At 48.5% G+C, this 22,833-nt stretch carries 16 protein-coding genes; 14 read left to right on the forward strand and 2 right to left on the reverse strand.

Going from position 1 to position 22,833, the window contains the following annotated elements; genetic code table 11:
• Window positions 1-4: 4 nt before the first annotated feature.
• Window positions 5-5,029: a translocation/assembly module TamB domain-containing protein gene (locus tag RIG68_RS16960; RefSeq protein WP_350124781.1), complete on the reverse strand. Its 5,025-nt coding sequence runs from the start codon at window positions 5,027-5,029 to the stop codon at window positions 5-7.
• 345 nt (window positions 5,030-5,374) lie between these two features.
• On the opposite strand from RIG68_RS16960, the gene RIG68_RS16965 reads away from it, so the two are divergent.
• The 14 genes from RIG68_RS16965 to RIG68_RS17030 all read left to right on the forward strand — a co-directional run bounded on the left by RIG68_RS16965 (window position 5,375) and on the right by RIG68_RS17030 (window position 21,695).
• The gene (locus RIG68_RS16965; RefSeq protein ID WP_350124784.1) at window positions 5,375-5,704 is read left to right on the forward strand and encodes an ArsR/SmtB family transcription factor; all 330 of its coding nucleotides are present in this window, start codon (window positions 5,375-5,377) and stop codon (window positions 5,702-5,704) included.
• Window positions 5,697-6,188 (forward strand): SRPBCC family protein, encoded by a 492-nt coding sequence (locus RIG68_RS16970; protein ID WP_350124787.1) that lies wholly within the window; start codon window positions 5,697-5,699, stop codon window positions 6,186-6,188. The genes RIG68_RS16965 and RIG68_RS16970 overlap by 8 nt, the downstream gene beginning before the upstream one ends.
• A 119-nt stretch (window positions 6,189-6,307) precedes the next feature.
• On the forward strand, window positions 6,308-6,721 hold the full coding sequence (locus tag RIG68_RS16975; RefSeq protein WP_350124790.1) for a VOC family protein: 414 nt from the start codon (window positions 6,308-6,310) through the stop codon (window positions 6,719-6,721).
• A 25-nt stretch (window positions 6,722-6,746) separates the two neighbouring features.
• Entirely contained in the window at window positions 6,747-7,121 is a 375-nt protein-coding gene (locus RIG68_RS16980) for a hypothetical protein (RefSeq protein ID WP_350124793.1), read from the forward strand.
• 34 nt (window positions 7,122-7,155) lie between these two features.
• Complete coding sequence (locus RIG68_RS16985; protein WP_350124796.1) at window positions 7,156-7,602, forward strand: YdeI/OmpD-associated family protein; 447 nt, start codon at window positions 7,156-7,158, stop codon at window positions 7,600-7,602.
• 113 nt (window positions 7,603-7,715) lie between these two features.
• Window positions 7,716-8,054, forward strand: coding sequence for a PadR family transcriptional regulator (locus RIG68_RS16990; RefSeq protein ID WP_350124799.1), 339 nt, complete (start codon window positions 7,716-7,718; stop codon window positions 8,052-8,054).
• Window positions 8,051-10,681 (forward strand): ABC transporter permease, encoded by a 2,631-nt coding sequence (locus RIG68_RS16995; RefSeq protein ID WP_350124802.1) that lies wholly within the window; start codon window positions 8,051-8,053, stop codon window positions 10,679-10,681. Before RIG68_RS16990 ends, RIG68_RS16995 begins: the two co-directional genes overlap by 4 nt.
• A 151-nt stretch (window positions 10,682-10,832) precedes the next feature.
• Entirely contained in the window at window positions 10,833-12,293 is a 1,461-nt protein-coding gene (locus RIG68_RS17000) for a serine hydrolase domain-containing protein (RefSeq protein ID WP_350124805.1), read from the forward strand.
• A 2-nt stretch (window positions 12,294-12,295) separates the two neighbouring features.
• On the forward strand, window positions 12,296-14,068 hold the full coding sequence (locus RIG68_RS17005; protein WP_350124808.1) for an arylsulfatase: 1,773 nt from the start codon (window positions 12,296-12,298) through the stop codon (window positions 14,066-14,068).
• A gap of 162 nt (window positions 14,069-14,230) precedes the next feature.
• The gene (locus RIG68_RS17010) at window positions 14,231-16,198 is read left to right on the forward strand and encodes a sialate O-acetylesterase (RefSeq protein WP_350124811.1); all 1,968 of its coding nucleotides are present in this window, start codon (window positions 14,231-14,233) and stop codon (window positions 16,196-16,198) included.
• Between the two features lie 49 nt (window positions 16,199-16,247).
• Window positions 16,248-17,789, forward strand: a complete 1,542-nt coding sequence (locus RIG68_RS17015) for a glucuronyl esterase domain-containing protein (RefSeq protein ID WP_350124814.1) — start codon at window positions 16,248-16,250, stop codon at window positions 17,787-17,789.
• A complete protein-coding gene (locus tag RIG68_RS17020) occupies window positions 17,693-18,766 on the forward strand; it encodes a helix-turn-helix domain-containing protein (RefSeq protein WP_350124817.1) in 1,074 nt (357 codons plus the stop codon). Before RIG68_RS17015 ends, RIG68_RS17020 begins: the two co-directional genes overlap by 97 nt.
• 136 nt (window positions 18,767-18,902) lie before the next feature.
• A complete protein-coding gene (locus tag RIG68_RS17025) occupies window positions 18,903-19,787 on the forward strand; it encodes a TraB/GumN family protein (protein ID WP_350124819.1) in 885 nt (294 codons plus the stop codon).
• Window positions 19,788-19,892: 105 nt separating this feature from the next.
• On the forward strand, window positions 19,893-21,695 hold the full coding sequence (locus RIG68_RS17030) for an SGNH/GDSL hydrolase family protein (RefSeq protein ID WP_350124822.1): 1,803 nt from the start codon (window positions 19,893-19,895) through the stop codon (window positions 21,693-21,695).
• 81 nt (window positions 21,696-21,776) lie between these two features.
• Here the strand turns inward: RIG68_RS17030 and RIG68_RS17035 are convergent, their stop codons facing one another.
• On the reverse strand, window positions 21,777-22,703 hold the full coding sequence (locus tag RIG68_RS17035) for a hypothetical protein (protein WP_350124825.1): 927 nt from the start codon (window positions 22,701-22,703) through the stop codon (window positions 21,777-21,779).
• Window positions 22,704-22,833: the final 130 nt, after the last annotated feature.

Genomic DNA, 22,833 nt, shown 5'->3' on the forward strand with positions numbered 1-22,833 from the left:
ACTCCTATTTCTTTTCAGCTTTATTTCCTTCAATCTCGCCTTCCACTCCTTCGTCCTTCGCTATTTTTTGCCAAAGTTCCCTGAACTTATTAAACTCCTTGTTGTACATAAAAGCAATGCCAGTGACGATCAGCTGTCCGTCAATTACGCTCTCAAATTCGTTCTTTCTGAAGCCCTTCAGTCGATACCGTCCATCCTCTGAGAGCAGGTATTCAAGGCTGACATTGCCAATAACAGGTGTTGTACCCTCCGTTGTTTGGCTACTCCCTTCTATATCCACGGCACTACCCACCTGAACAATCAGGCGGTCATTGAACAGCTTCTTTTGTGCATTGATGTCAAGCTGGGTTCGGTCCTGGGGAGTTTCTCCCTGGTAGTCGGTATAGCTATCGAGTCCAAAATTGAGATCAAGACCAGTTTTGCCTACCAGTTTGTCGGAAAAATTATTCAGCTGCCCCGAAAGCACTTTGTTTACGTTGCCCCGTGCGACCGCCGCAGCGCCTCCGCCACTTCCATCGCTGCCCGAGCCTGGAAAAAAGCGATTGAGCACCAGCAAGGAAAACACCTGCTTATTCAACTCACTCTCCTGGCTGTTCAATTGCTGTAACCTGCCATACACGTCGCCGCCAATGGCCCCTTGTTCATCCTCAGGCATATCCAGTGCGAAGGATAGCTCAGGCTGGAGCAGTTGCCCATCCACATTCAGATAAACAAGGAAAGGAAGTTTCTGCTGATACTTACTGGCCAGGCCAGTGCTTTCACCGGACGTTCTGATGGCCATCAGCGGTGCTGCCGAAGTTTCCACCTTGTAGATAGCCCGCACATTTAGTGAAGCGTCCAATGGATCGCCACGCCAGGTAATGGTGCTCTGCGGGGAAATCTCGAAGCGTTTTTTTACCAGGTTGTACAAGCTCGCTTCATAGTGCCCACTGCTAATGGAATAAGTGCCGGAAAGTGTCGTCCGGCCATTTGGTTCAAGCCCTACTATCAAATCGCCCGTGCCGGACACCTGAAAGTTATCACCGGTCTTCTCATCAATAATAATTTTGAACGTTGCGTTTTTGTCTACTGATAAAGTAGTATTCACATCGTAACCTACCAGTTGTGCAGAAGCCGTCTTGGTATCTCCTCTGGTCAGAATATCGTCGGGGTCTTCTCTGTTAACAAAAAGTACCACACCCTCTCTTTCCATCACATCCACTTGTGATTCAGGCACTACAAAGGTGAAGTCGGTACCTTCTTTGATAGCAAGCTTGCCCTTGATCACTGGCACTTTCAGGTCGCCGCCCACTGTGAGGTCAGCATCCATTTTTACTTTTCCGTAAAACAGTTCATTGTCTTGTTTGGACGCATTGACAGGCTGGAAATTTCTTGCGTTGATCGTCAACTGGAAGGTAGGATTGCTGATGTTTTCTGTCAACACTTTTCCATCAAGCCTAAAGGCGTTTTCATCATTGTCGACTACTGTAAAATTATCCATGTACAGTCCGGTATTATCAACCTTGAGTGTTTCGTCGGGCAATGTAAAACGAGTGTCTAAGCTATTCACAATAAGGCTGGCAGCACTAAACCGAATAGTGCCTGTGTATTCCGGAGAAGCAGTGGTGCCGCTTATTTTAACTACGCCCGCCACACTTCCACTGGCTTCGGAAAAGGTCTCTTTTGCAAACCCCTCAATCACACTGGCTTTCACTTCATTTAGCTTCAAATCGAGGTTCATTTTTGCTCCTGCCTCATCAGCCAGGTAGTCGCCTGTCAGGTCAAGATCCGCATTGCCGCCTTTGAGGGCCAGGTTGAAGTCGTAGCTACCTCTTCCAATAGATTTCGCATTAACTACCATATCGCCCATATCGACCTCCATCACGTTGAGCTGGTTAATCTTGAGGCTGGCCAAGAGGCCTGTGTTACCAAACGGATCCTCCACAATGAAATCACCAGACAGCACTCCCGTAACGAGCGGCTGGTCGGGGTTAAGTGAGCTAAGCAGCGTGGCAAGGCTAAAATTCCTGAAGTCAATTCCAATATGCGCCTTTTCTATATTGGGCAGGCTGGAGCTAACGGTGAGCGACTGCTGATTCTTGCTCAACGTGAAATCCTGGAAGGTCAGCAGCCTATTGACATAGCGTATCTCATTTGTTTCTTCAATGGACCAGGGGGTTTTATCGAGCACAAAACCCGATGGAACAACATGGTAAGTTATCGTATCACCATCAAACCTAACCTCAGACTGCACATGTGCAATCGGCTCCTCTTCAGCGTAGCTGTCGAAGTCAAACGTTAGCAGCTTGTTCCTAAGTGCTCCGGCTATGTTGGTTCTCTGAACGGCTAGAGGGCCTGCTTCAACGCCCAGCCACCCAAAGTCGAAAGTCACGCTGTCTCTCCCGCCTGTGAGGTCGAAACGAAGGCTGTCCACTTTGCTTCCTCCATAGGCAATAAGCGGCGCCCTGACCGCAGCCGCCAGCTCATGCCTGGCCTCATCAAACGTAGCGATGATGGTAACTGAGTCCAGGCGTTCCAGCCCCGGCAGCAGCACTTCGTTCAGCAACGGCGACTGCCGAACCGTCAAGGACATATCCATGACGGTATTTCGCAAAACTGTGTCGGTCGCCACTGAATCAGAAAAGTAAGCATTAAGTTGCCTGTCAATGGCAGCTACTAGCAGCGCTGGAGACGTGTTTGATGCTACATTCATTTGCAAAGAACGACTCGCCACCCGTAAACTGGTGCTGTCATGCCTTACGATCCCCTCTGCACTAAAGGCACCCAGTGGGAAGGATCGGCTATCGTAGATGACAAGACCATCTTCTATGTCTGCTTTTAGGTGAAATGCATCTGCATTTCCTTCAAAATTGGCCTCCAGCCTGAATCTGGCTCTGATGTCTTCTTTGGCTATACCAAGAGCCAGCAAATCCGCCCCTTTCAAATCAAGCACCATGTTGACCGCTGATGAAGAAGAATCCAGCTCCATCAGGGCTTTCAGCGAAACGTCCAGGTTCTCATCTTTAAACAAAAGATCTATATCGCCTTTTCCATCGTTAATGCCGCCTGCCAGTGTCAATCCTGAGAAATCGTAGCGATTGAACTCCAGTGTTTGAAAGTCAGACTGGAGCGATGCATTAAGTGACGAAAGGCTTGTTCCTGATCCGGAAGCCTTCGCAGAGAAAGTCAGCATGCCTATCTGATCACTTTTCAACAGCTTACCGAGCCGGAGTTCCTTCACGTCAATATCAGCGGCGAATGATAGCTGCTCTTTATTAGAAAACTTACCGTTTACGTTTATTCTACCATCCGGAGTAGTCAGGTTGGCTAATATGGTTGACTCGTCAAGCTCTCCGTTGGCCGTCAGGTCAAGGGTGATTGTCGTCGGCACGGCCACGTCCAGCTCATCTTCCGACGTAAATTTAACAACGTCCGTTCTACTTGTTTTGAAAGTAAAAGGTGCCGCTGCAAACTGAAGGTGTTGCACGTCCAGAACATTTTTCAACGCTCCGTTCCATGACAGGGTCGTTTCATCACCCCAGTTGATCAAAGCATCATTAACCTTTAAGTCGGCGAGTGACCCGGTTAGCTGAAAATGGCCGCTTAACTTTTGCTCTGCTAGTGCAACGAGATATTTGTTTTCAGCAAGGATTGGCTGAAAAATGAAGGCGTCGCTTACATTGATACCCATCTCGGCAATGTAGAGATCGAATACTGATGTTTCTGGTGAATTGAGCGCCTCCGCAACGGAAGGATAAGAAACACTTAAGCTACCCTTCACACTGCTTTTGCCTGTTTCGACTTCCAGATTTGCTAACGATAAGGCGTTGTCCTCCACCTTCAAATCAAAAGCGAGTTGCGTCAGGTGTAGGCCACTTGCTTCACTAAAGGAAAGGCTGTTGACTTGCGCCTGCGCCAAACCCGGATGAAGAGCCACATTTGAGGCTTCGAATGCCAAGTCAGCGAAAGCCATGGCGTTGGCATTGAACACTCCTTCCCGGGAGCGAATTGTGTCTGCCTGATAAGCGAACTGATTGTTCGCCAAGGTAATAGCGCCCACCTCCACTTGCCAGTCTGGCCATTCGAAAGTTACAGGCTGCTGGCTGTTTGCAATAGTGTCTGTCGGCTGGGTATCGGGCTGCCTACGCCTGGTGGACATATACGAAAGATCCGACTGGTTGAAAACAATAGATTCGATGTTGATTTTGTTGCTGAAGAGGTCGATTTGCGGTGTTTCAGCAAAAAAGTGGCCAATCAGCGCCTCCACCGAAATTGAGTCCGGCACAGACAGGTAACTGCCCTTCACGTCGTCCAGCGTCAGCTCGTCGACCATTAAAAAAGGGAGTGTTGACGATGATCCGGCCGTATCTGCTGACTGCAATAAAGCCTTTACTTGTTTGTATGTTACTTCCGTGTGCTCCAGAACAAAGGATTCAGCATGAAACTTCATCTGGTCGAGATCAAAGTCGTCCATTTCAATCTCCAGGCTGCCTATTTTCAGCAATGCCAGCATCCCGCCGACTTCGTCATCATAAGTAATATCAAAATTATTAAAGGTGATCGATCCAACCTCTATAGTGAAAGAATTTTGCTCTTGAGGAGCTTCAGTAGCTGCATTGGTCGTGTCTGGTTCCGCAACAAATGCGGCTATCAGGAAATCAAAGTTGTATGCCCCACTGGGCTCTTTTCTATTTACCCTGGCTGTCAGTCCCGACCATTCCAGCATTTTCAGGTTGAGTCCGTTTCCTTTGATCAGAGGGAATAGCGCCACCGATGCCTCCAGACTCTCGGAATAAAGCAGGGTATCGCCCTGCTGGTCTTCAACGTAAAGGCCTTCGAGGAAAGCATTACCGGAGAAAGTAATGAAAAGCCGTCTGATGCCCACCCTTGCTCCTGTTTTGTCTGCTACAAAACCAAGCGCCTTGCTCACAATGATATCCTGCCCCCAGGGACTTCTGATAAGCAACACGGCTATGATGAAAAGCAACAAGATACCTCCCAAAATACCCGCTATGATCTTTATGAATTTATTTCTTTTTGTTTCTGGCATATAGTCCAGTCATCCCTGCCTGTGCAAGGCGGCAATGTGGCAAAATCTTGTCTCAGGGTTGGAAGGTGCAATATAACAACGTAAGATATCACCAAACAGCTATTTTCAAACTCAATACGGCAGGGGCATTTTTTGGAAAAAGAGAGTTCAGCAGCCAAGTCGGCTGGCATTACCAATGCAACTTAGAGAATAAACAGCTTCCATTTGTTTGACTGTCAATGAATTGTGATCGGCATCGACACACTTTCCCTCGCCACTATTCATGCTGCTGGAAGAAAAACTAAAATTATTTGCGTAAGCAAATACTTACATATACATTTGTAAGCAAGTACTTACGCAATATTAATGGAAATCAGACGAGATGTATTTCAGGCAATAGCCGATCCAACCAGAAGGGACATTCTCAATATGCTCACGCAGAAATCGCTCAACCTGAACGCCATCGCCGAAAATTTTGAGATGAGTCGTCCTGCCATTTCGCAGCATATCAAAATACTAACCGAGTGCGGGCTTATTGTCATCGATCAAAAAGGACGGGAGCGCTATTGCCAGGTACAGCCGGAGAAGCTGAGTGCCGTAGCCGATTGGCTGGAACCCTTCCGTAAAATGTGGGAAAATAGATTTAACCAACTCGATAATTTGCTTACCCAATTAAAAGAAGACAAAGATGAATAAGACAGTTTTCACCAAAGATTTGACTAATAAGAAAATATTAGTTGAAAGGCATTTTGATGCGCCCGTAGCACTGGTTTGGAAAACCTGGACCGACGCCACGCTGCTGGATCAATGGTGGGCTCCAAGCCCATGGAAGGCCAAAACGAAATCGATGAACTTTAAGGAAGGCGGCTACTGGCACTATTGCATGGTGGGGCCTGAGGGAGAAGTAGCCTGGGCCAGGCTTGACTATGAGAAAATCAAAATTCATATCAGCTATTCGGCCAAAGATGCATTTTGCGATGAGGATGGGAATATCAATAAAGATTTTCCGGGAGCGTACTGGCAGGTCAGTTTTTCTTCATCGAACACTGGCACCAAAGTCAATGTAGTCACCTCATATAACTCGGTAGAGGAGCTTGAAGCCATGGTAAACATGGGCTTCCAGGAGGGCTTCGCCATGGCGCACGACAATCTGGACGAGCTAATCAAAACCCTTGTCTAAAAACCCTTTGCATGAATGCGACAAGTCGCAGACTACCCTTGTGTTTGTCGCATTCATACCGTAGTGCCCTTGTCAAAAAAAAAGATATTTGACCATCACAAACCCAACCCAATACCGATATGACAAAGCAACTTTGGCTCAACCTGCCTGTGAAAGATGTAAAGAAGTCAAAAGCCTTTTTTACAAAGCTTGGTTTTCAGTTCAGCACCGGACCTGGAGATACCGAAACCTCTGCGGCTCTCTTAGTCGGAGAGAAAAATGTGGTGGTGATGCTGTTTGAAGAGCCTGCGTTTAAGGGCTTTGCAAATGCTGACATTGCTGACACAAGCAAAGGCTGCGAGGTGCTGCTTTCTATAGATGCTGAGAGCAAAGAGGAAGTAGATATTTTGACTCAAAAAGCGATTGATGCTGGCGGGAAAAGCTCTCACAAACCGTCCACAATGAGCGGCTGGATGTATGGCAGTCTTTTTATTGATCTGGACGGCCACCGCTGGAATGTGCTCTACATGGACATAAGTAAAATGAAAAGTTAACGTTCACCAACCTAAACCTACTACTATGAACTTCTTTAAAAGCGCAGGGGCCGTTCTGCTTGGACTGGTTGTCATTTTTGCATTGTCTCACGTCACCGATGTTGTTTTGGAGAAATCGGGTTTGATGTTGCTGCCATTCGACTCAAATCCGCTTTGGCTAAAACTTTTCGTCACTTTCTACCGCACCTTTTATGTGTTTGTCGGCGGTTACGTGACGGCAAGAGTGTCCCACGCTAACCCCATGCGACACACCATTGTACTGGCCTCCATTGGCACAGTGCTTGGCATCCTTGGAGCCATCGCTATGTGGAGTGAGCCACCTCATTGGTATCCTATCGCCCTCATTATTCTCGGCTGGCCAAGTGCCTGGCTTGGCGGAAAACTTAGAGTGAAAAATTAGTCTGAGCTTATCACTTTTTCAAAACATTTCCGACGTGCTAAAATTCAAAACAGTCATTCTGCAAATGGGCAACAACACCGGTATTGAGGTGCCAACGGAAACAGTAGAAGCGCTTGGTGCTGGAAAAAAACCACTAGTGGTAGTCACCGTCAATGATTACACCTACCGAAGTGCCATTGCAGTGATGGGAGGAATGTTCCTGATCAGTTTCAGTTCGGCTCACAGGGCGGCATCTGGCCTTGGTGGCGGCGACAAAGTGGAAGTAACGTTAGAAGTAGATACGGCACCCAGAACGGTGGATTTGCCTGAAGATCTCAAGCAGGCACTAGATGCGCATCCCCACCTCAAGGGCAAATTTGATGCGCTCTCAAACAGCAAAAAGAAGCTACTGGTATTGCCGATTGAAGATGCGAAAACAGAGGAAACCAGAGCCAGGAGAGTAGAAAAAGCTATTTCGATACTTCGGGAGGGAAAAATATAACCCTTCCTTCAAAGAAGCTGCTCTATAATCGGTGCTGACAATATCAATACTACAATTAGGATATTGATTCTAATTCCCTAGATTTGCCAATACTACAATTAAGACATTGGTATATGAAAGAATTTCAACTGGGCGAGTTCGAGGAGATTGTGCTCCTGACCGTCGGTGTTTTGTACCCCGAAGCCTACGGAGTGGCTCTCAAAGATGAAATTGAGAAGCGACTGAAGCGAAAAGTGAGCGTGGGGGCTCTTCAGTCTGCCCTGCGCAGAATGGAAGGCAAAGGCTACCTCCACTCCAAAGAAGGCGAACCTAATCCTGAGCGAGGTGGCAAACCCAAGCGTTACTTTACGATCACAGCCTATGGAAAAAAGGCTTTGGATCACTCAAAAGATGTGCGTCTTGAACTTTACAATGCCATCCCGCCAGTAGCACTCGATTTCAAGTTCACATGATCAAACGGCTGGCAAACCGGCTGCTCAGGTGGTATCTCCATCCCGATTTTTACCCTGACATCAGCGGTGACCTGGAGGAATTGTACCTGCGCAACAGAGCTACTTCAGCGCCGGCGGCCAATTGGAAGTACATGCTGCAAGTAATCGTGCTTTTTCGGCCATCGTTAATGCGCCCATTATTCAAAAACTCAATTATAAAGGACACAGGTATGTTAAAGAATTATTTCAAAATAGGTGTCAGGAGCCTTCTGAAACAAAAGGCTTTCACCTTTATCAATGTGATGGGGCTGGCAGTTGGGCTGGCGGCCTTCCTGCTGATTCAGCAGTATGTAAAGTTTGAAAAAAGCTATGACCGGCACTATGCCGATGCCGATCAGTTGTATCGCCTCACCACCGACCAGGTGGTAGACAGCGTGCTGGGCACCAGGGATGCCATGTCGTTCGCACCATCTGGCAAAGTGCTGGTAGAAGAGGTTCCTGAGATCGTAGATGCCACTACGACGCAGAATTTTGGAGAACTCATTTTCCGAAAAGGCGAAAGCCTGGTGACCGAGGAGCACGTGCTGGCAGTCGACGAACATTTCCTGAGGCTGTTCACATATAAGGTACTTGAAGGTCATTCTGAAAGCCTGCTCACAGAGCCCAACACCCTGGTGCTGTCAGCGTCAAAAGCGAAATTCTATTTTGGCGACCAAAACCCAATAGGCAAAACCATCTACCTCCAAAGTGCTTTCGACAGAGACTTTAAGGTGGTCGGTATCGTTGAAGACCCGCCGCAGAGCACACACTACAAATTCGACATGCTCATGTCCATCAGCACCATCAAGGACCGACTGGATGATGATGCGTGGAATGGCTACAACTACTATACCTATGTGAAACTCGATCAGGGCGCTGACATTGAGAACGTCAGACCGCTGCTACCAGTTTTGTCAAAAAAGTACATGGGAGAAGAAAGCAGCCTTGTATTCAATCTTCAGCCTGTGATCGACATCCATCTCTATTCCGATTTCACCTTTGAACCCGAGATGCATGGCAGCGCCAAAGCCGTCAGTTTCCTTGGACTTATTTCAGTTTTCATTTTGATCATTGCCTGGGTCAATTATGTAAACCTCTCTACTGCCAGGTCATTTGACAGAGCAAAGGAAGTGGGTATCAGAAAGGTAGTGGGAGCTCGCAGAAATCAACTCATGTTCCAATTTATTACCGAGGCATTCATGATCAATGTGCTCGGCTCACTGCTGGCCCTCGGGCTTGCCGAGCTTGCACTTCCCTTATTCAACAACCTGATTAGCAAAGAAATTCTGGATCATACATGGAATGATACCGGGTTTCTACTGAACGTGTTCATCTTTGCGATCATTGGCACTCTGGTATCGGGCGTGTACCCAGCTCTTGTGCTATCTGGCTTCCGACCTGTAATGGTGCTGAAGGGCAAATTCAGAAACTCAAAGCAAGGTATTTGGTTGAGAAAAGGCCTGGTCGTGCTTCAGTTCGCTTCCTCGCTTTCGCTGATTGCCTGCACCTTCATTGTTTACCAGCAGGTCAACTACATGCGCTCCAAAGACATCGGTATGTCGATCGATCAGGTGGTTGGGTTCAGAAACCCCAGGGTAAACGACGCCGACTACGAGGCCCACAAACAAAAACGGACGTTGTTTGCTGAAGAACTAAAGACCTATCCTGCTATTCAGGGAGTTGCCATGATTTCCAACCTCCCGGGTGGGGGCAGCTCCGACGTGAACTCAAGCAGCGGTGGTATAAAAATCGTCGGTAAAACAGACCGGCTGGACGCAACTACCTATGTGTTGTCTTTGAATGACGAGGTAATCAGCGTTCTGGATATGGAAATTCTCCATGGTCGCAACTTTGATAGAAACAGAGGAATGGATACTGCCACTGTGCTGGTCAATGAAGCATTTATCAAGCGGTTCGGTCTTGTGCCCGATGTGTCACTGATCAATGAAAAGGTGCAGTTTGGAAAAAACCCTGAAAACCGAAAGCATGACATCGTAGGTATTGTAAAAGACGTGAACAGAAGCTCGCTCAAAAATGAAGTGGAGCCAACGGTTTATTTTTACAATGATACACCTTCTCAGGTGATGGTAAAACTGGCGGCCGGGAAGTACAGGGAAGGTCTGGAAATCCTTGAAACCACCTGGCAGAAGTTCTTCCCAAATGACCCTTTGAGGTATACCTTTCTCGATGAGCGATTTGAGGGACTTTATCAGGAAGACAAACGATTTGGTGCAGTTTTCGGTGCATTCGCTGTGCTCGCCCTGGTTGTAGCCACGCTGGGCCTTTTCGGACTTTCGTCTTTCATGGCCATCCAGCGTACAAAGGAGGTGGGTGTCAGAAAAGTGTTGGGAGCTTCAGTACCAAATATCATTGGCATCTTTTACAAAGATTTCCTGTCGCTGATAGCTGTTGCTTTTTTGGTTGGCGCACCGCTGATCTACTTTGGGATGACTCAATGGCTCGATGGCTATGCCTACAGAATTGGCTTCCCCTGGCTATTTCTTGGCTTATCGCTGCTCATTGTGCTGGCGATTGCGCTTTTAACCGTCGGCTACCAGGTATATAAAGTGGCTGTTTTGGACCCTTCTAAAACACTGAGATACGAGTAAAGCCTCAAAACAGCATTCAAACCACCAAAAGGCTATCCCCCGGGGTGGCTTTTTTTGATGCGCCTCGAATTGACCTCCTTTCGGTACATTCTGCTATCTTGCTTACTAATAAACAACTTTACCCTTAGTACAAACCCACCTAGCCTACTTCATGAAACTTCTGACATTTCCTGCGCTTCTTTGTTTTCTCACCCTTTACTCCTGCTCCACCTCAACTCAGGTGGGCAATGGAGACGCCGCCCAAATCATCGAAAACAGCCTGGTGGCTGGCATGCAAATAAAAGGTGAACCGGTGAAGACCTACACGCTTGCTGAGAGAATGGCACACTATAACGTGCCTGGAGTAAGTATTGCCGTAGTAAAAGATGGAAAGATCAGCTGGGCCAGGGGCTATGGAACCGCCAACTCACAAACTGGCAGTCTGGTTGATGTCAACACACTGTTTCAGGCAGGCTCCATCAGCAAGCCTATTGCTGCACTGGCTGCGTTAAAGCTTGCCGGGGAGGGAAAAGTTGAGCTGGATGCTGATGTAAACACTTACCTCACAAGCTGGAAAGTCCCCGATAGCGAATTTACTCAAACCGAAAAAGTAACACTTCGCCGCCTGCTGACTCATACGGCAGGCACCACGGTTCATGGTTTTCCGGGTTATCACCCTACCATGATATTTCCTGGCATCGAAACAGTATTGAATGGCAGGGGTAACACACCCGCCATCTATGTAGATACAACCCCTGGCACCCTTTGGAGATACTCAGGCGGAGGCTACACGATCATGGAAAAGGTGGTGGAAGATGTAACCGATTTACCACTTGATATTTACCTGAAGCAAAGCGTGTTGGAACCTCTGGGCATGGATCACAGCACCTATGCGCAGCCTCTGCCGGCCGATTTCACAGCCAACGCCAGCGCAGCTTATGATAGCGAAGGCACACTCATAGACGGGCTTTGGCATAACTACCCTGAACAGGCAGCTGCCGGCCTTTGGACTACCCCCACCGATCTGGCCAAATACTGCATTGAAATTCAATCCATTGTGGCTGGCAAAAAGGGTGGCATCTTATCGCAGGAAATGGTGACCCGCATGCTCACCAAAGACAAAAATGACTGGGGACTTGGGCCATCACTGAAAAACGAGGGCAATGGCCTGATTTTTCAGCATGGTGGAAAAAACGCAGGCTTCACGAACAATATGGTAGCCTTTGCTCATAAGGGAGAAGCCATCATTGTCATGACCAATGCCGACAACGGAGGCCGCCTGATTGGCGAGATCATCAACGCCGCCTCTGACTACTACGACTGGGGCCTGTCGAATGTCAGAACCATAGAGACCATCAAGCTTTCTCCCGAAAAACTACAGGAATTTGTCGGAAAGTATCAGTATTCAGAGCAGGTGCCGGGATCAGGCAGCTATTATATTGAAGTAAGGCTCACCAATGGTCAGCTCACTGTGATCGACCCCGAAGAAAACAGTTCTTTCAGTCTGACGCCGACGGAGGCTATGAAATTCATCGACCTGGAAAAAGGAGATCAGATTGTCTTTTCTGCCAGTGAGAATAGCCCGGTGGTCTTGCTTTGGAACAACAACTATAGGTTCTATAAAGTAGAATGATGATGTTACAGTATAACAACCAAACAATAAAAGTACTGCTCACCATTTGGACAATTAGCTGGACGATTCCGTCTCTTGCCCTTGCTCAACAAGTGCGAAAACCCAATGTCATCATTATCCTCACCGATGATCAGGGCTACGGCGATTTGGGAATTACAGGCAACCCACATGTCAAAACCCCAGTCATTGATGCGTTCGCCAGGGAAAGCGCCCGACTCAATAATTTCTACGTATCTCCGGTGTGCGCCCCGACCCGCTCCAGCCTGCTGACAGGCCGTTATTCACTGCGTACCGGCATCAGAGACACTTACAATGGCGGTGCCACCATGGCCCCTGATGAAGTCACAATGGCGGAAATGCTCAAACAAGCCAACTATTCCACCGGCATCTTTGGCAAGTGGCACCTGGGGGATAATTACCCCAGCAGGCCCAACGACCAGGGATTTGATGAGTCTGTCATTCACCTGTCAGGTGGTATGGGACAGGTTGGCGATGTAACCACCTGGTTCAAGGGCGACAGCAGCTATTTCAACCCAACACTCTGGCACAATGGAAAGCAGGAGGCATACCAGGGTTATTGCTCGGATATTTTCGCTGAGCAGGCTCTGAAGTTCATAGAAAATAATCGCCAATCTCCATTTTTCTGTTACCTGGCCTTCAATGCACCACACACACCTTTACAGGTGCCCGACAAGTACTACCAGATGTACAAAGACATTGATCCGTCTATTGGTTTTGACGATGGCAGACCTTTCATGCCTATGAGCGAAAAGGACAAGGAAGATGCCCGCAGGGTGTATGCCATGGTGACCAATATTGACGACAATGTAGGCAAGCTCCTCAAAAAGCTCGACGAGATCAAAATCGCCGATAATACCATCGTCATTTTTATGACGGACAACGGCCCTCAGCAGAACCGGTATGTAGCAGGCATGAGAGGGCGGAAAGGTGACGTTTACCGGGGAGGAATCAGGGTGCCGTTTTATCTGCGCTATCCGGCCAAGCTGAAAGGCAACAAAGATGTCGCCACCACTGCTGCCCATATCGATATCCTGCCAACCATCGCTGAGGCTTGTGGCGTAGCCGCTCCAGCTGACCGGCAAATCGATGGCAGGAGTCTTTGGCCACTGCTAGAGGGCGAAAAGGTCGACTGGTCAGAAAGAACGCTGTTCTTTTACTGGACCCGGCGCTATCCCGAGCTATACAACAACATGGCGTTGCAAAAAGGCCCCTACAAGCTGGTAGGCAAAACTAACTACGATTCCCCGCTGGAAGCTTTTGAACTGTACAATATTGAAGCCGATCCATACGAGCAAAACAACATCATTGCAAGAAGCAAGACCATAGCAACGCCTCTGAAAGTTGAGTTGGATCGCACTTACCGGGAGCTCATTACCTCCGAAAACCTGATGAACCCGCCCAGAATTGCTGTTGGCGGCGCAAAGGAAAACCCTGTGATCCTTAACCGAAACGATGCTGCCGGCGAAAGAGGCATTTGGGCCCAGGAAGAAATTTATGGACTTTGGAGAGTCGGTATTGAAGAAGGGAGATACAATATCCGTTTCAAATTCACTCAGCCAGTAGCAGGTGGCGGTACCTTATACCTCGAAACGGGGCCCATTATCCAGCAGATGGAGGTGGCCGGAAGCACTACCGACATGATAGAAATGAAGAACGTCAGCCTGCCTCAATTGGACTGCGACCTGACTTCGTTTTATGCAGTAAATGGCCGGAGCATCTTTCCTTTTTATGTGGAGCTGGAGAAGTTGGAGTGAAGCTGGGGTAGGCACGGACCTCTCGACCGCTGCTTTAGGGCATGTATGCAAAATATTATATCTTCAATGCCAGGCTGGAAAGCACACTGGCACCTATAAGCAGTCTTTTCGTAAAGATAAGCCGTTCGGTCTGAAGCATAAACTAACCACTCGTTGAAACAAATGAAGAAAGAGACAGGTATGCTCAAAAAGCATAATTCCCTGATAGCAGTAAGAAGACTGCTTCTACTAGCACTACTAGTGAGTCCACTGACCAGCGCCTTTTCACAGGTGAGGCTACCACAAATCATCACCAACGGTATGGTTTTGCAGCGTGACGCAAAACTCAATATCTGGGGCTGGGCATCTCCTGGCGAAAAGATCACGGTATCATTCAACAACAAGCGATATAAGGCAACAACCTCCGCAGAAGGAAAGTGGCTTGTTGAGTTGCCCGCCATGAAGGCCGGTGGCCCGCACCGTATGACGATTTCAGCCAAGAACACCATTACCCTCGAAGATATCATGATGGGTGATGTTTGGTTTTGCTCCGGGCAGTCGAACATGGTTCACCAGCTCAATATCCACGATGTTACTTATGCCGATGAAATAGCCAATGCCAACTATCCTGAGATCAGGCAGTTTCTTGTTCCAACTCGCAACAGCCTTACTGGCCCTATCGACAATTTAGCCGACGGCTCCTGGAGCCAGGCTGTGTCAGAAGAGGTGAGACCCTTTTCGGCTGTCGCCTACTTTTTTGCAAAAAGGATCAACGACAAATACCATGTGCCCATCGGCCTGATCAATGCCAGTGTAGGCGGCACCCCTATTGAAGCCTGGACAAGTGAGGAAGGCTTCAAAGAGTTTCCTTCTATCCTGCAAACCATCGAAAACAACAAGGACACGGCCTATGTCAACGCAATCAATAGAAAAGCAAGACCAAGCCAGCCCCCAAAGCAGCCCGAAGACAAGGGACTAACCGGGCCAAAACCATGGTATGCAGTTGATTTTGTTCCAAATGACTGGCGCACCATCAACATACCCGGCTACTGGGAAGATCAGGGTGCCAAAGACCTGAATGGCATCGTTTGGTACAGGAAAGAAATTGAAGTGCCGGCTTCTATGGCTGGCAAAGAAGCGAAGGTGTTTCTTGGGCGGATAGTGGATGCCGATGTACTATACATCAATGGAAAAGAAGTCGGAAATAAAACATATCAGTACCCACAGAGAAGGTACCCGGTTCCTGCCGGCCTTTTAAAAGCAGGGAAGAATGTTTTTGTCGTTAAGGTCGCCAACTACAACGGCAAAGGCGGGTTCGTGCCCGACAAGCCTTATTGCGTGTTTGCTGGCAGTGACACAGTTGACCTGAAAGGCTACTGGCAATACAAAGTGGGCGCTGTGTTTGCACCCAGGCCATCGTCACCGCCAGGCATCAACGCACAAAGCCAGCCTACCGCACTTTTCAATGCGATGGTGGCCCCTGTCACCAATTATCGGATAAAAGGAATATTGTGGTATCAGGGAGAAAGCAATGCAGGCAAACCGGTCGAATATGCTGACCTGTTGCCTGCACTCATCAACGACTGGAGAACTCAGTTTGACTACCCCAACGCACCATTTGTATATGCTCAGCTTCCCAATTTTATGGAGGTAAATTACCTGCCTTCCGAAAGTAATTGGGCGATTTTAAGAGAGTCGCAGTTGAAGGGTCTGGCGGTTCCCAACACTGCCATGACGGTAAATATTGACTTGGGAGAATGGAACGATATCCACCCTGACAACAAAAAGGATGTGGGCGAAAGAATGGCGCTTGCTGCGCTAAAAATAGCTTATGGGGAAGCCATCGTTTATTCAGGCCCGTTGTACGAAAACCATTCTATCGAGGGTAACAAAATAACCATCTCGTTTTCACATACTGGTGGTGGCTTGACAACCGATGATGGAGAAGCACTGAGCGAATTTGCTATCGCCGGAGCCGATAAAAAATTTGTTTGGGCACAGGCAAAGATCGAGGGTGACAAAGTGATTGTATGGAGTGATGAATTAGCTGAGCCAAAATTTGTGCGCTACGCCTGGGCCGACAACCCTGACAATCCCAACTTGTACAACCAGGAGGGACTACCAGCCTCTCCATTCCGGACAGATCAATGAAGCTTTGTATGCACTAATATTTCGACTCGGCTATAAATAATTACAACTGATGAAAAACCTACTTACTCTATTATTTACCGCTTCCATTAGCCACATGGCGGTTGGCCAGGGGGCGAAAATTGACAGCAACAAATACCCGCCCCTGGTCACTTTTACAGCACAGGAAGACCACGCCAACATGATGCAGCAACTGGGTATTCAGCAGCTACGACCTGGCCCAAGCGGCAATGAATCGGCGCCCAATCATGCCAACTACGACGAATCCATTGCGAACCCCTGCCCTCAGCTCCCGGAGCTGCTCGTCACCAACAGTGGCAAAAAGGTCACCTCGGCCGACATGTGGTGGAAGCAGCGCCGCCCTGAAATTGTAGAAGATATTGAAACTGAAATGTACGGCCGCCTGCCGAAAAACATCCCGGCAGTGACCTGGGAAGTGAAAATCACAGACAAAGAGTTCGTTGGCCGCATACCTGTTATAGCAAAGCAATTGGTGGGGTATGTCGACAACAGCGCATACCCGCTCATCAACGTAGACATCAATATGATGCTGGTGGTGCCCACCAATGTGAAAGGGCCCGTACCGGTTTTGATGATGTTTGGCCGCCCGTCATTTCCTTCACCAGCGCAGCCATCCAATCCCGATATGGAAACCCTGAATGCGGCCTTCAAAGAAATGATGATCAGGAGCAATCCTGAAGTGAAGGAGATTTTTGACCGCTATCCTGCCTATACGCCCCTCACAAAATTGCCTGGCCCTAACTTCTTTGCCCCCGCACCAACGGGGGATTCTCCCCCAACGGAACAGCTCCTGGCGGCAGGCTGGGGTTATGTCACTATCGAGCCCGCAAGCATTCAGGCCGACAACGGTGCCGGGCTTACCCGGGGGATTATTGGCCTGGTGAACAAAGGGCAACCACGCAAACCTGAAGATTGGGGCTCACTGCGTGCCTGGGCCTGGGGAGCCGCCAGAGGCCTCGACTATTTGGAAACAGACACCCTGGTGGATGCGAACAAAGTGGGTATCGAAGGCGTGTCACGCTATGGAAAAGCCGCCCTGGTGACGCTTGCTTTTGAGCAAAGATTTGCCGTGGGGCTCATAGGATCGTCTGGAAAGGGTGGTGCCGTGCTTCACCGGCGTGTTTTTGGTGAAGCCGTAGAAAACCTCACTGGCTCAGGCGAATACCACTGGATGGCGGGCAACTACCTGAAGTACGGCGCTTCCAAAGCCGAATTCGGAAGCAAAACAGGCTGCGACCTGCCCGTTGATTCACATCAATTAATTGCCTTGTGTGCTCCTCGTTTAACATTCATCAGCTACGGAATACCAGAAAGCGGCGATGCTAAATGGCTGGATCAGCACGGAAGCTACATGGCTACGGTGGCCGCTGGCCCGGCTTTCAAGCTTTTAGGCGTCAAAGACATTGGGGTCTCCAATAACTATCAGACTGAGCAAATGCCTCCCGTCCTCACAGGTCTGCTCGACGGCGAGCTGGCATGGAGACAGCACGATGGCGGACACACCGACGCTCCCAACTTTCAATATTTCATTCCCTGGGCAAGCAGCTTTTTAAAGTACGAGAAAGCACAGTAGCCCTGACGACTACAGAGGCGGTAAGCTGCGCTCCCATTGTATCTGACCTGGGAGCCAGCGCCTCGCTCAATACTTCTTTCCTGCCATTCACCACAGTTTCGCAACAAATTCTAACATCCAAAGTATACTCATTCCATAAGAGCATCAGTATGATTTATGAGTACCAGGAATTTAAGCTGAACAGTGTACTTAGTCGGTATATCGACTGTGTGTGGACGGAAAGCTATACAAAACGGCCCGAAAACAAGGGAAGAACCTACCTGGTGGTACCCGACAATACTGTGGAGCTAATCTTTACTTCTGGCACGCTTGAAAGACAAATAAAAGATGGGTCAGGAAAAGTAGAGGTTTTGGGTAGCCATCTCTCGGGACTCAAAACCATTGCCCAGGATGTAAAGGTAAATGGAGAAATGGGCATTTCCGTTCGCTTCAAGCCGAATGGACTCTACCCGTTTATCAAGCCAGGTCTTAAGGAGACAGTGAATCAGTCAATATCTATTGAAGACCTTTTTGGTAAAGACATGCTGGAATTGGAAAGCAAGCTTTTTGAAACCCAGTGCTTGCTAAATAGGGTTAGGCTTATCGAAACCTACTTTATGAAAAGACTGCTGACACTCAACCGGCAGGCCGATGCCACTTTCGACTACCTGATTAACCGCATTGTGGATGGAAGGGGCGCTCACCGTATACTCGATCTGGCGGAAGAAACCGGCGTCACCATAAAAACCTTTGAGAGAAAATTCATGCAAAACCTGGGCGTGTCACCCAAGCAGTGCGGGCAGTTGATTCGGCTGTTTCATACACTGAAAGCCACTAACAAAGCCAGCCAGGTCAACCTCACCAGCATTGCCCACGACAATGGTTTTTACGACCAAATGCACTTTATAAAAGAAATGAAGAAGTTCACACGCCTGACACCCGGCGAATACCTGAAAGCTCCGAGGGATTTGCAGATGCCCATTTTTACAAGAAACTGAAGCTAAACATCTTTTTGTCCAGTTTTTACTATCCTGCTGTGCAGTAACCTCGCAATTTTGGCAATTAAAATCATAATTGGCTTCCTCTATTTCACCATGGCATACTCAGATATGTAAGTAGATACAACACTGACTGATGAAAAAACTTGCATCTATTCTTCTTGCAATATTCCTCGGTTTTATCGCCGGAAGGCTCGCTGCCAGCAACCGCCAGGGTGAGATACCCCGTACGCTCCTGTTTCGCATCGTTTCGCCAAATGGAGCAACTGAATCCTACCTGTTCGGTACTCACCACGCATTTAGCAAGTCTTTTTTCGACACACTATCGAATACGAGGGCCAAACTCATGGCTGCGGAGATAGTGATCACAGAATCAGATCCCGAACCCGGCCATACGGCAAACGACATTGTGAATGCCCGTACGTCCGAGACACTGTGGTCAAAATACCTGACAAAAGCCGACCTTGCCTACCTACGGGAGCACCTGCAAAAGGGCGCCACCAACTTTGAAAAGCTTCGGCCTGAAGAGTTGTATGCCGCTCTCAACAGGGAATACACCATTAACGCCTGTAACACAAGAACAGCCGCCGACCCTAATCTTTCAATCGACGACTATATCGGCTTTCTTGCCAAACAGTCGGGCAAGCAAGTGCTAGGGCTGGAAACGGCTGAAGAGCAACTGGAATTAATCAAGAAAGACATTGAAGGCATGCCACCAAAAGTGCATAAAAAACGTCTGTCCCGGCTTATCGAATTAATAAAGAGTGGAGGTGATACCCAAAGCTGCGAAGCCACCGACATGTACCGTGAAATGGCCTTTGACTACCGGCTAACGGAGCCCTGCCGCAACAGCCTCATGCTGACCGACCGCAACGCCCGTTGGCTGGAAAAAATCGTTGGTGATCTCCAGTCCTCAAGCTGCTTTGTCGCTGTCGGGCTGAGCCATTTGCAGTTTGAGTGCGGGCTTATCAGTCAGCTGAGAGAAAGAGGTTTTGTGGTAGAGCCGATCTCGGCTATTTGAGAACCACCCAATAGTTTCACTGAAGGCTTTTTAAGCAAAAACTATTAGATTGACTTTCCCTTTTCGAGCAAAAAAGGGCTTACGTTATTCTATTTTTAACACCTCATGAAAAAATACCTACTCGCTGTCGTGGTTTGTCTTGTCGCCTTCGACGCCTTCTCACAAGAAAAGTCTTTGCTCAAATGGTGGAATCCAGCCCAACACGAATTCCCGGTCATCGAGGGACAGGCTTGGGCAGGCGAAACCAACTCCCCTTACGACAGACTACCAACTAGGGCAGAGGGCAAAGTCCCACCAGCAGTTTGGAACCTATCACAACATTCGGCTGGCCTCATGGTGCGCTTTCGTTCTAATTCGACACAGATCGTTGTCCGATATATCTCCAGGCCAAAAGGAGAAGGCAATAATTATGGCATGGATCACATGCCTGCCACAGGCGTAAGCGGCGTCGACCTGTATGCCATCACCAACGAAGGGCAGGAACTGTGGTGCGCTGCCAAACGCAACTTTAGCGACACCATCACCTACCGCTATGAAGGGCTCAGACCAAATGATAACTTCCACGAGCTGGGCAGAGAATATCGCCTTTATTTGCCACTCTACAATTCTGTTTCCTGGCTGGAAGTAGGCGTGGAAACTGGTGCTCATTTCAAACCACTTCCTGTCCGCAAAGATAAGCCCATAGTAGTGTACGGAACCTCTATCGCTCACGGTGCCTGCGCCTCCCGCCCCGGCATGGCGTGGACATCCATCGTCGGACGAAAAATGGATCGCCCACTGATCAACCTGGCGTTCAGCGGCAACGGTCGGCTCGATAGCTCCGTCGTAGATTTCGTGAATGAGATTGAAGCCAAAGTGTTTGTGCTCGACTGCTTGCCCAACCTGATCCCTGGCACCTGGGAAAGGCTTGGCATCAACGGAGAGCAGGGGTTAAAGGATCGGGTGCTAGCGTCCGTTCGTACCCTGAGAGCAAAACACCCCTCAACGCCTATTCTCCTGGTCGACAACGCTGGTTATACCGACGCCCTTATCAACGAGGATAGAAAGTGGCAATACTCCACGGCCAACCGGGTGCAGCAAGAGGCCTTTTATCAGTTGAAGAAAGAAGGAGTTACCGGACTCTTCTACCTGACGAAGGAAGAGATTGGCCTCGGACTGGACGATACAGTAGATGGCACCCACCCGACTGACCTGGGCATGCTCCATTATGCCCAAGGCTACGAAAAAAGCCTGAGAGCCATTCTGAAAGAACCGGTGGGTATCGCCTCCACCACCCAACCAGTGACGCAATACCGGGAGCCCAACAACTACGACTGGGAAGAACGCCACAACGAAATTCTGCATATGAACGCCAGCGAACCACCTAAGATGGTGTTCCTGGCCAACTCTATCATCCACTTCTGGGGCGGCTTGCCACGTACTAAACGAGTGGTGGAAGAAGAGTCATGGAAAACGCTGTTCACACCAGCTGGCATGCGCAACCAGGCCTATGGCTGGGACAGGGTTGAGAACGTACTCTGGCGGGTGTATCATGGCGAACTGGATGGCTTTGAAGCCAAAAAGATCTTCATCATGATAGGCACCAATAACCTCCACCTCAACACTGACGAAGAAATCCTTGAAGGGCTAAGCATGTTACTGGACGCCATCAAAATCCGCCAGCCAAAAGCAGAAATTACACTGATGGGACTCTTGCCAAGACGAAACAACGAGCAGCGAGTAGCAGATCTAAACCTTGAAATAGCCAAGCTTTCAAGCACTCAGCAGGTGATATATGCTGATCTGGGTGCTATTTTCTTAAACAAAGACAATAAGATAAACGAAAGTCTTTTTTCAGATGGACTGCATCCCAATGCGGCTGGGTATGTGAAGATGAGAGAGGCACTAAAGCCAATGGTGAGTAAATAACTATTTGTACAAAAACCCCTTTCCTCTCGGAAAGGGGCCCACAGATTAAGCAGCCAGGTAAATCAGGTCGATGGCTTGCCCCTATCGGTTTTTTACTTCTGCGGCAATATCACAGTCGAACGGGCTGAAACCCATAGAATTATTGCCAGCATTGATGAAATAGGCACCATTGGAAGATACGCCTCCAGTACCAAAAAGATCGCCCATCATGCAAGTGCCTTCATTTGGATCTTTACCTGCAAACATCCCTTCAAATCGAAAGTTCTTGGGGCTTTCGTATTTTAAATAAGTAAGGTTAACGGTGGTGACATCATAGCCCCAGTTCTTCTCCAGGTGCTTTTCGATCGTGGCAAGTAAAGCCTCGTCGTCCACCGTGTTGGAAGCATCGCCACTGGTCCATTTGCGAACGATTTGCGCCCTATAGCCATCGTATAGCCCACTACCCTTTGCACTGGAAATAGGAAAAGTAGCTTGCGACACGATAATTCCTGCACCCTTTTTACCCCCGGTTTCAAGCCTTGCTTGCACCTGATGAGTTCCCGCTGGCCAGCTACAATCATCCAGCCGGTCACTGATTCTTCCGTTCAGGTAGTCACCGTCTATTTCCTCTTCAATGTACCCTTGCTTTTTGGCCACCTCAGACATATCTCCTTCAATGTCAGTGTTCGTGTCATAAAAAGCATACTCTTTCAGGCACTCATTTTCAGTGATGAAATAAAACCGCACCGCATAGTTGACCGACCCGCCAGTCATAGCGCTGCCCATGGTTTCGCTGGTGCTGGCAGCTGTTACCGGAAAATAGAGCAGGTACTGATTCACCGTTCCGTCGATGGTGGAAACAGTTTTATTTTTCTGAAGGTCTCCATACAATACGGCCTTAGTGGCATTTTCATCTTTTATCTTCCCTGCATCGGGAAACATTTTTTCTCTCCACTTATCAGCAGAAAGCTGAGCATTGGCCAAATAGCAGGCGCATAAAAAAATCAGTAGTAATAATCTGGTTTTCATGATCAAAAGTTTTTCGGTTTAGACTTCTTGAACCGAAAGCTGAGTGAATGACCGGGATTGTCTAGCTTACATTGAGCCAGCGTCCTTTTTTTTGAGTGAACGGTCACCTGAAGGCAACGAAAATTTCCGT

It is taken from the genome of Imperialibacter sp., assembly GCF_040222385.1.
Classification (GTDB): Bacteria; Bacteroidota; Bacteroidia; order Cytophagales; family Cyclobacteriaceae; genus Imperialibacter.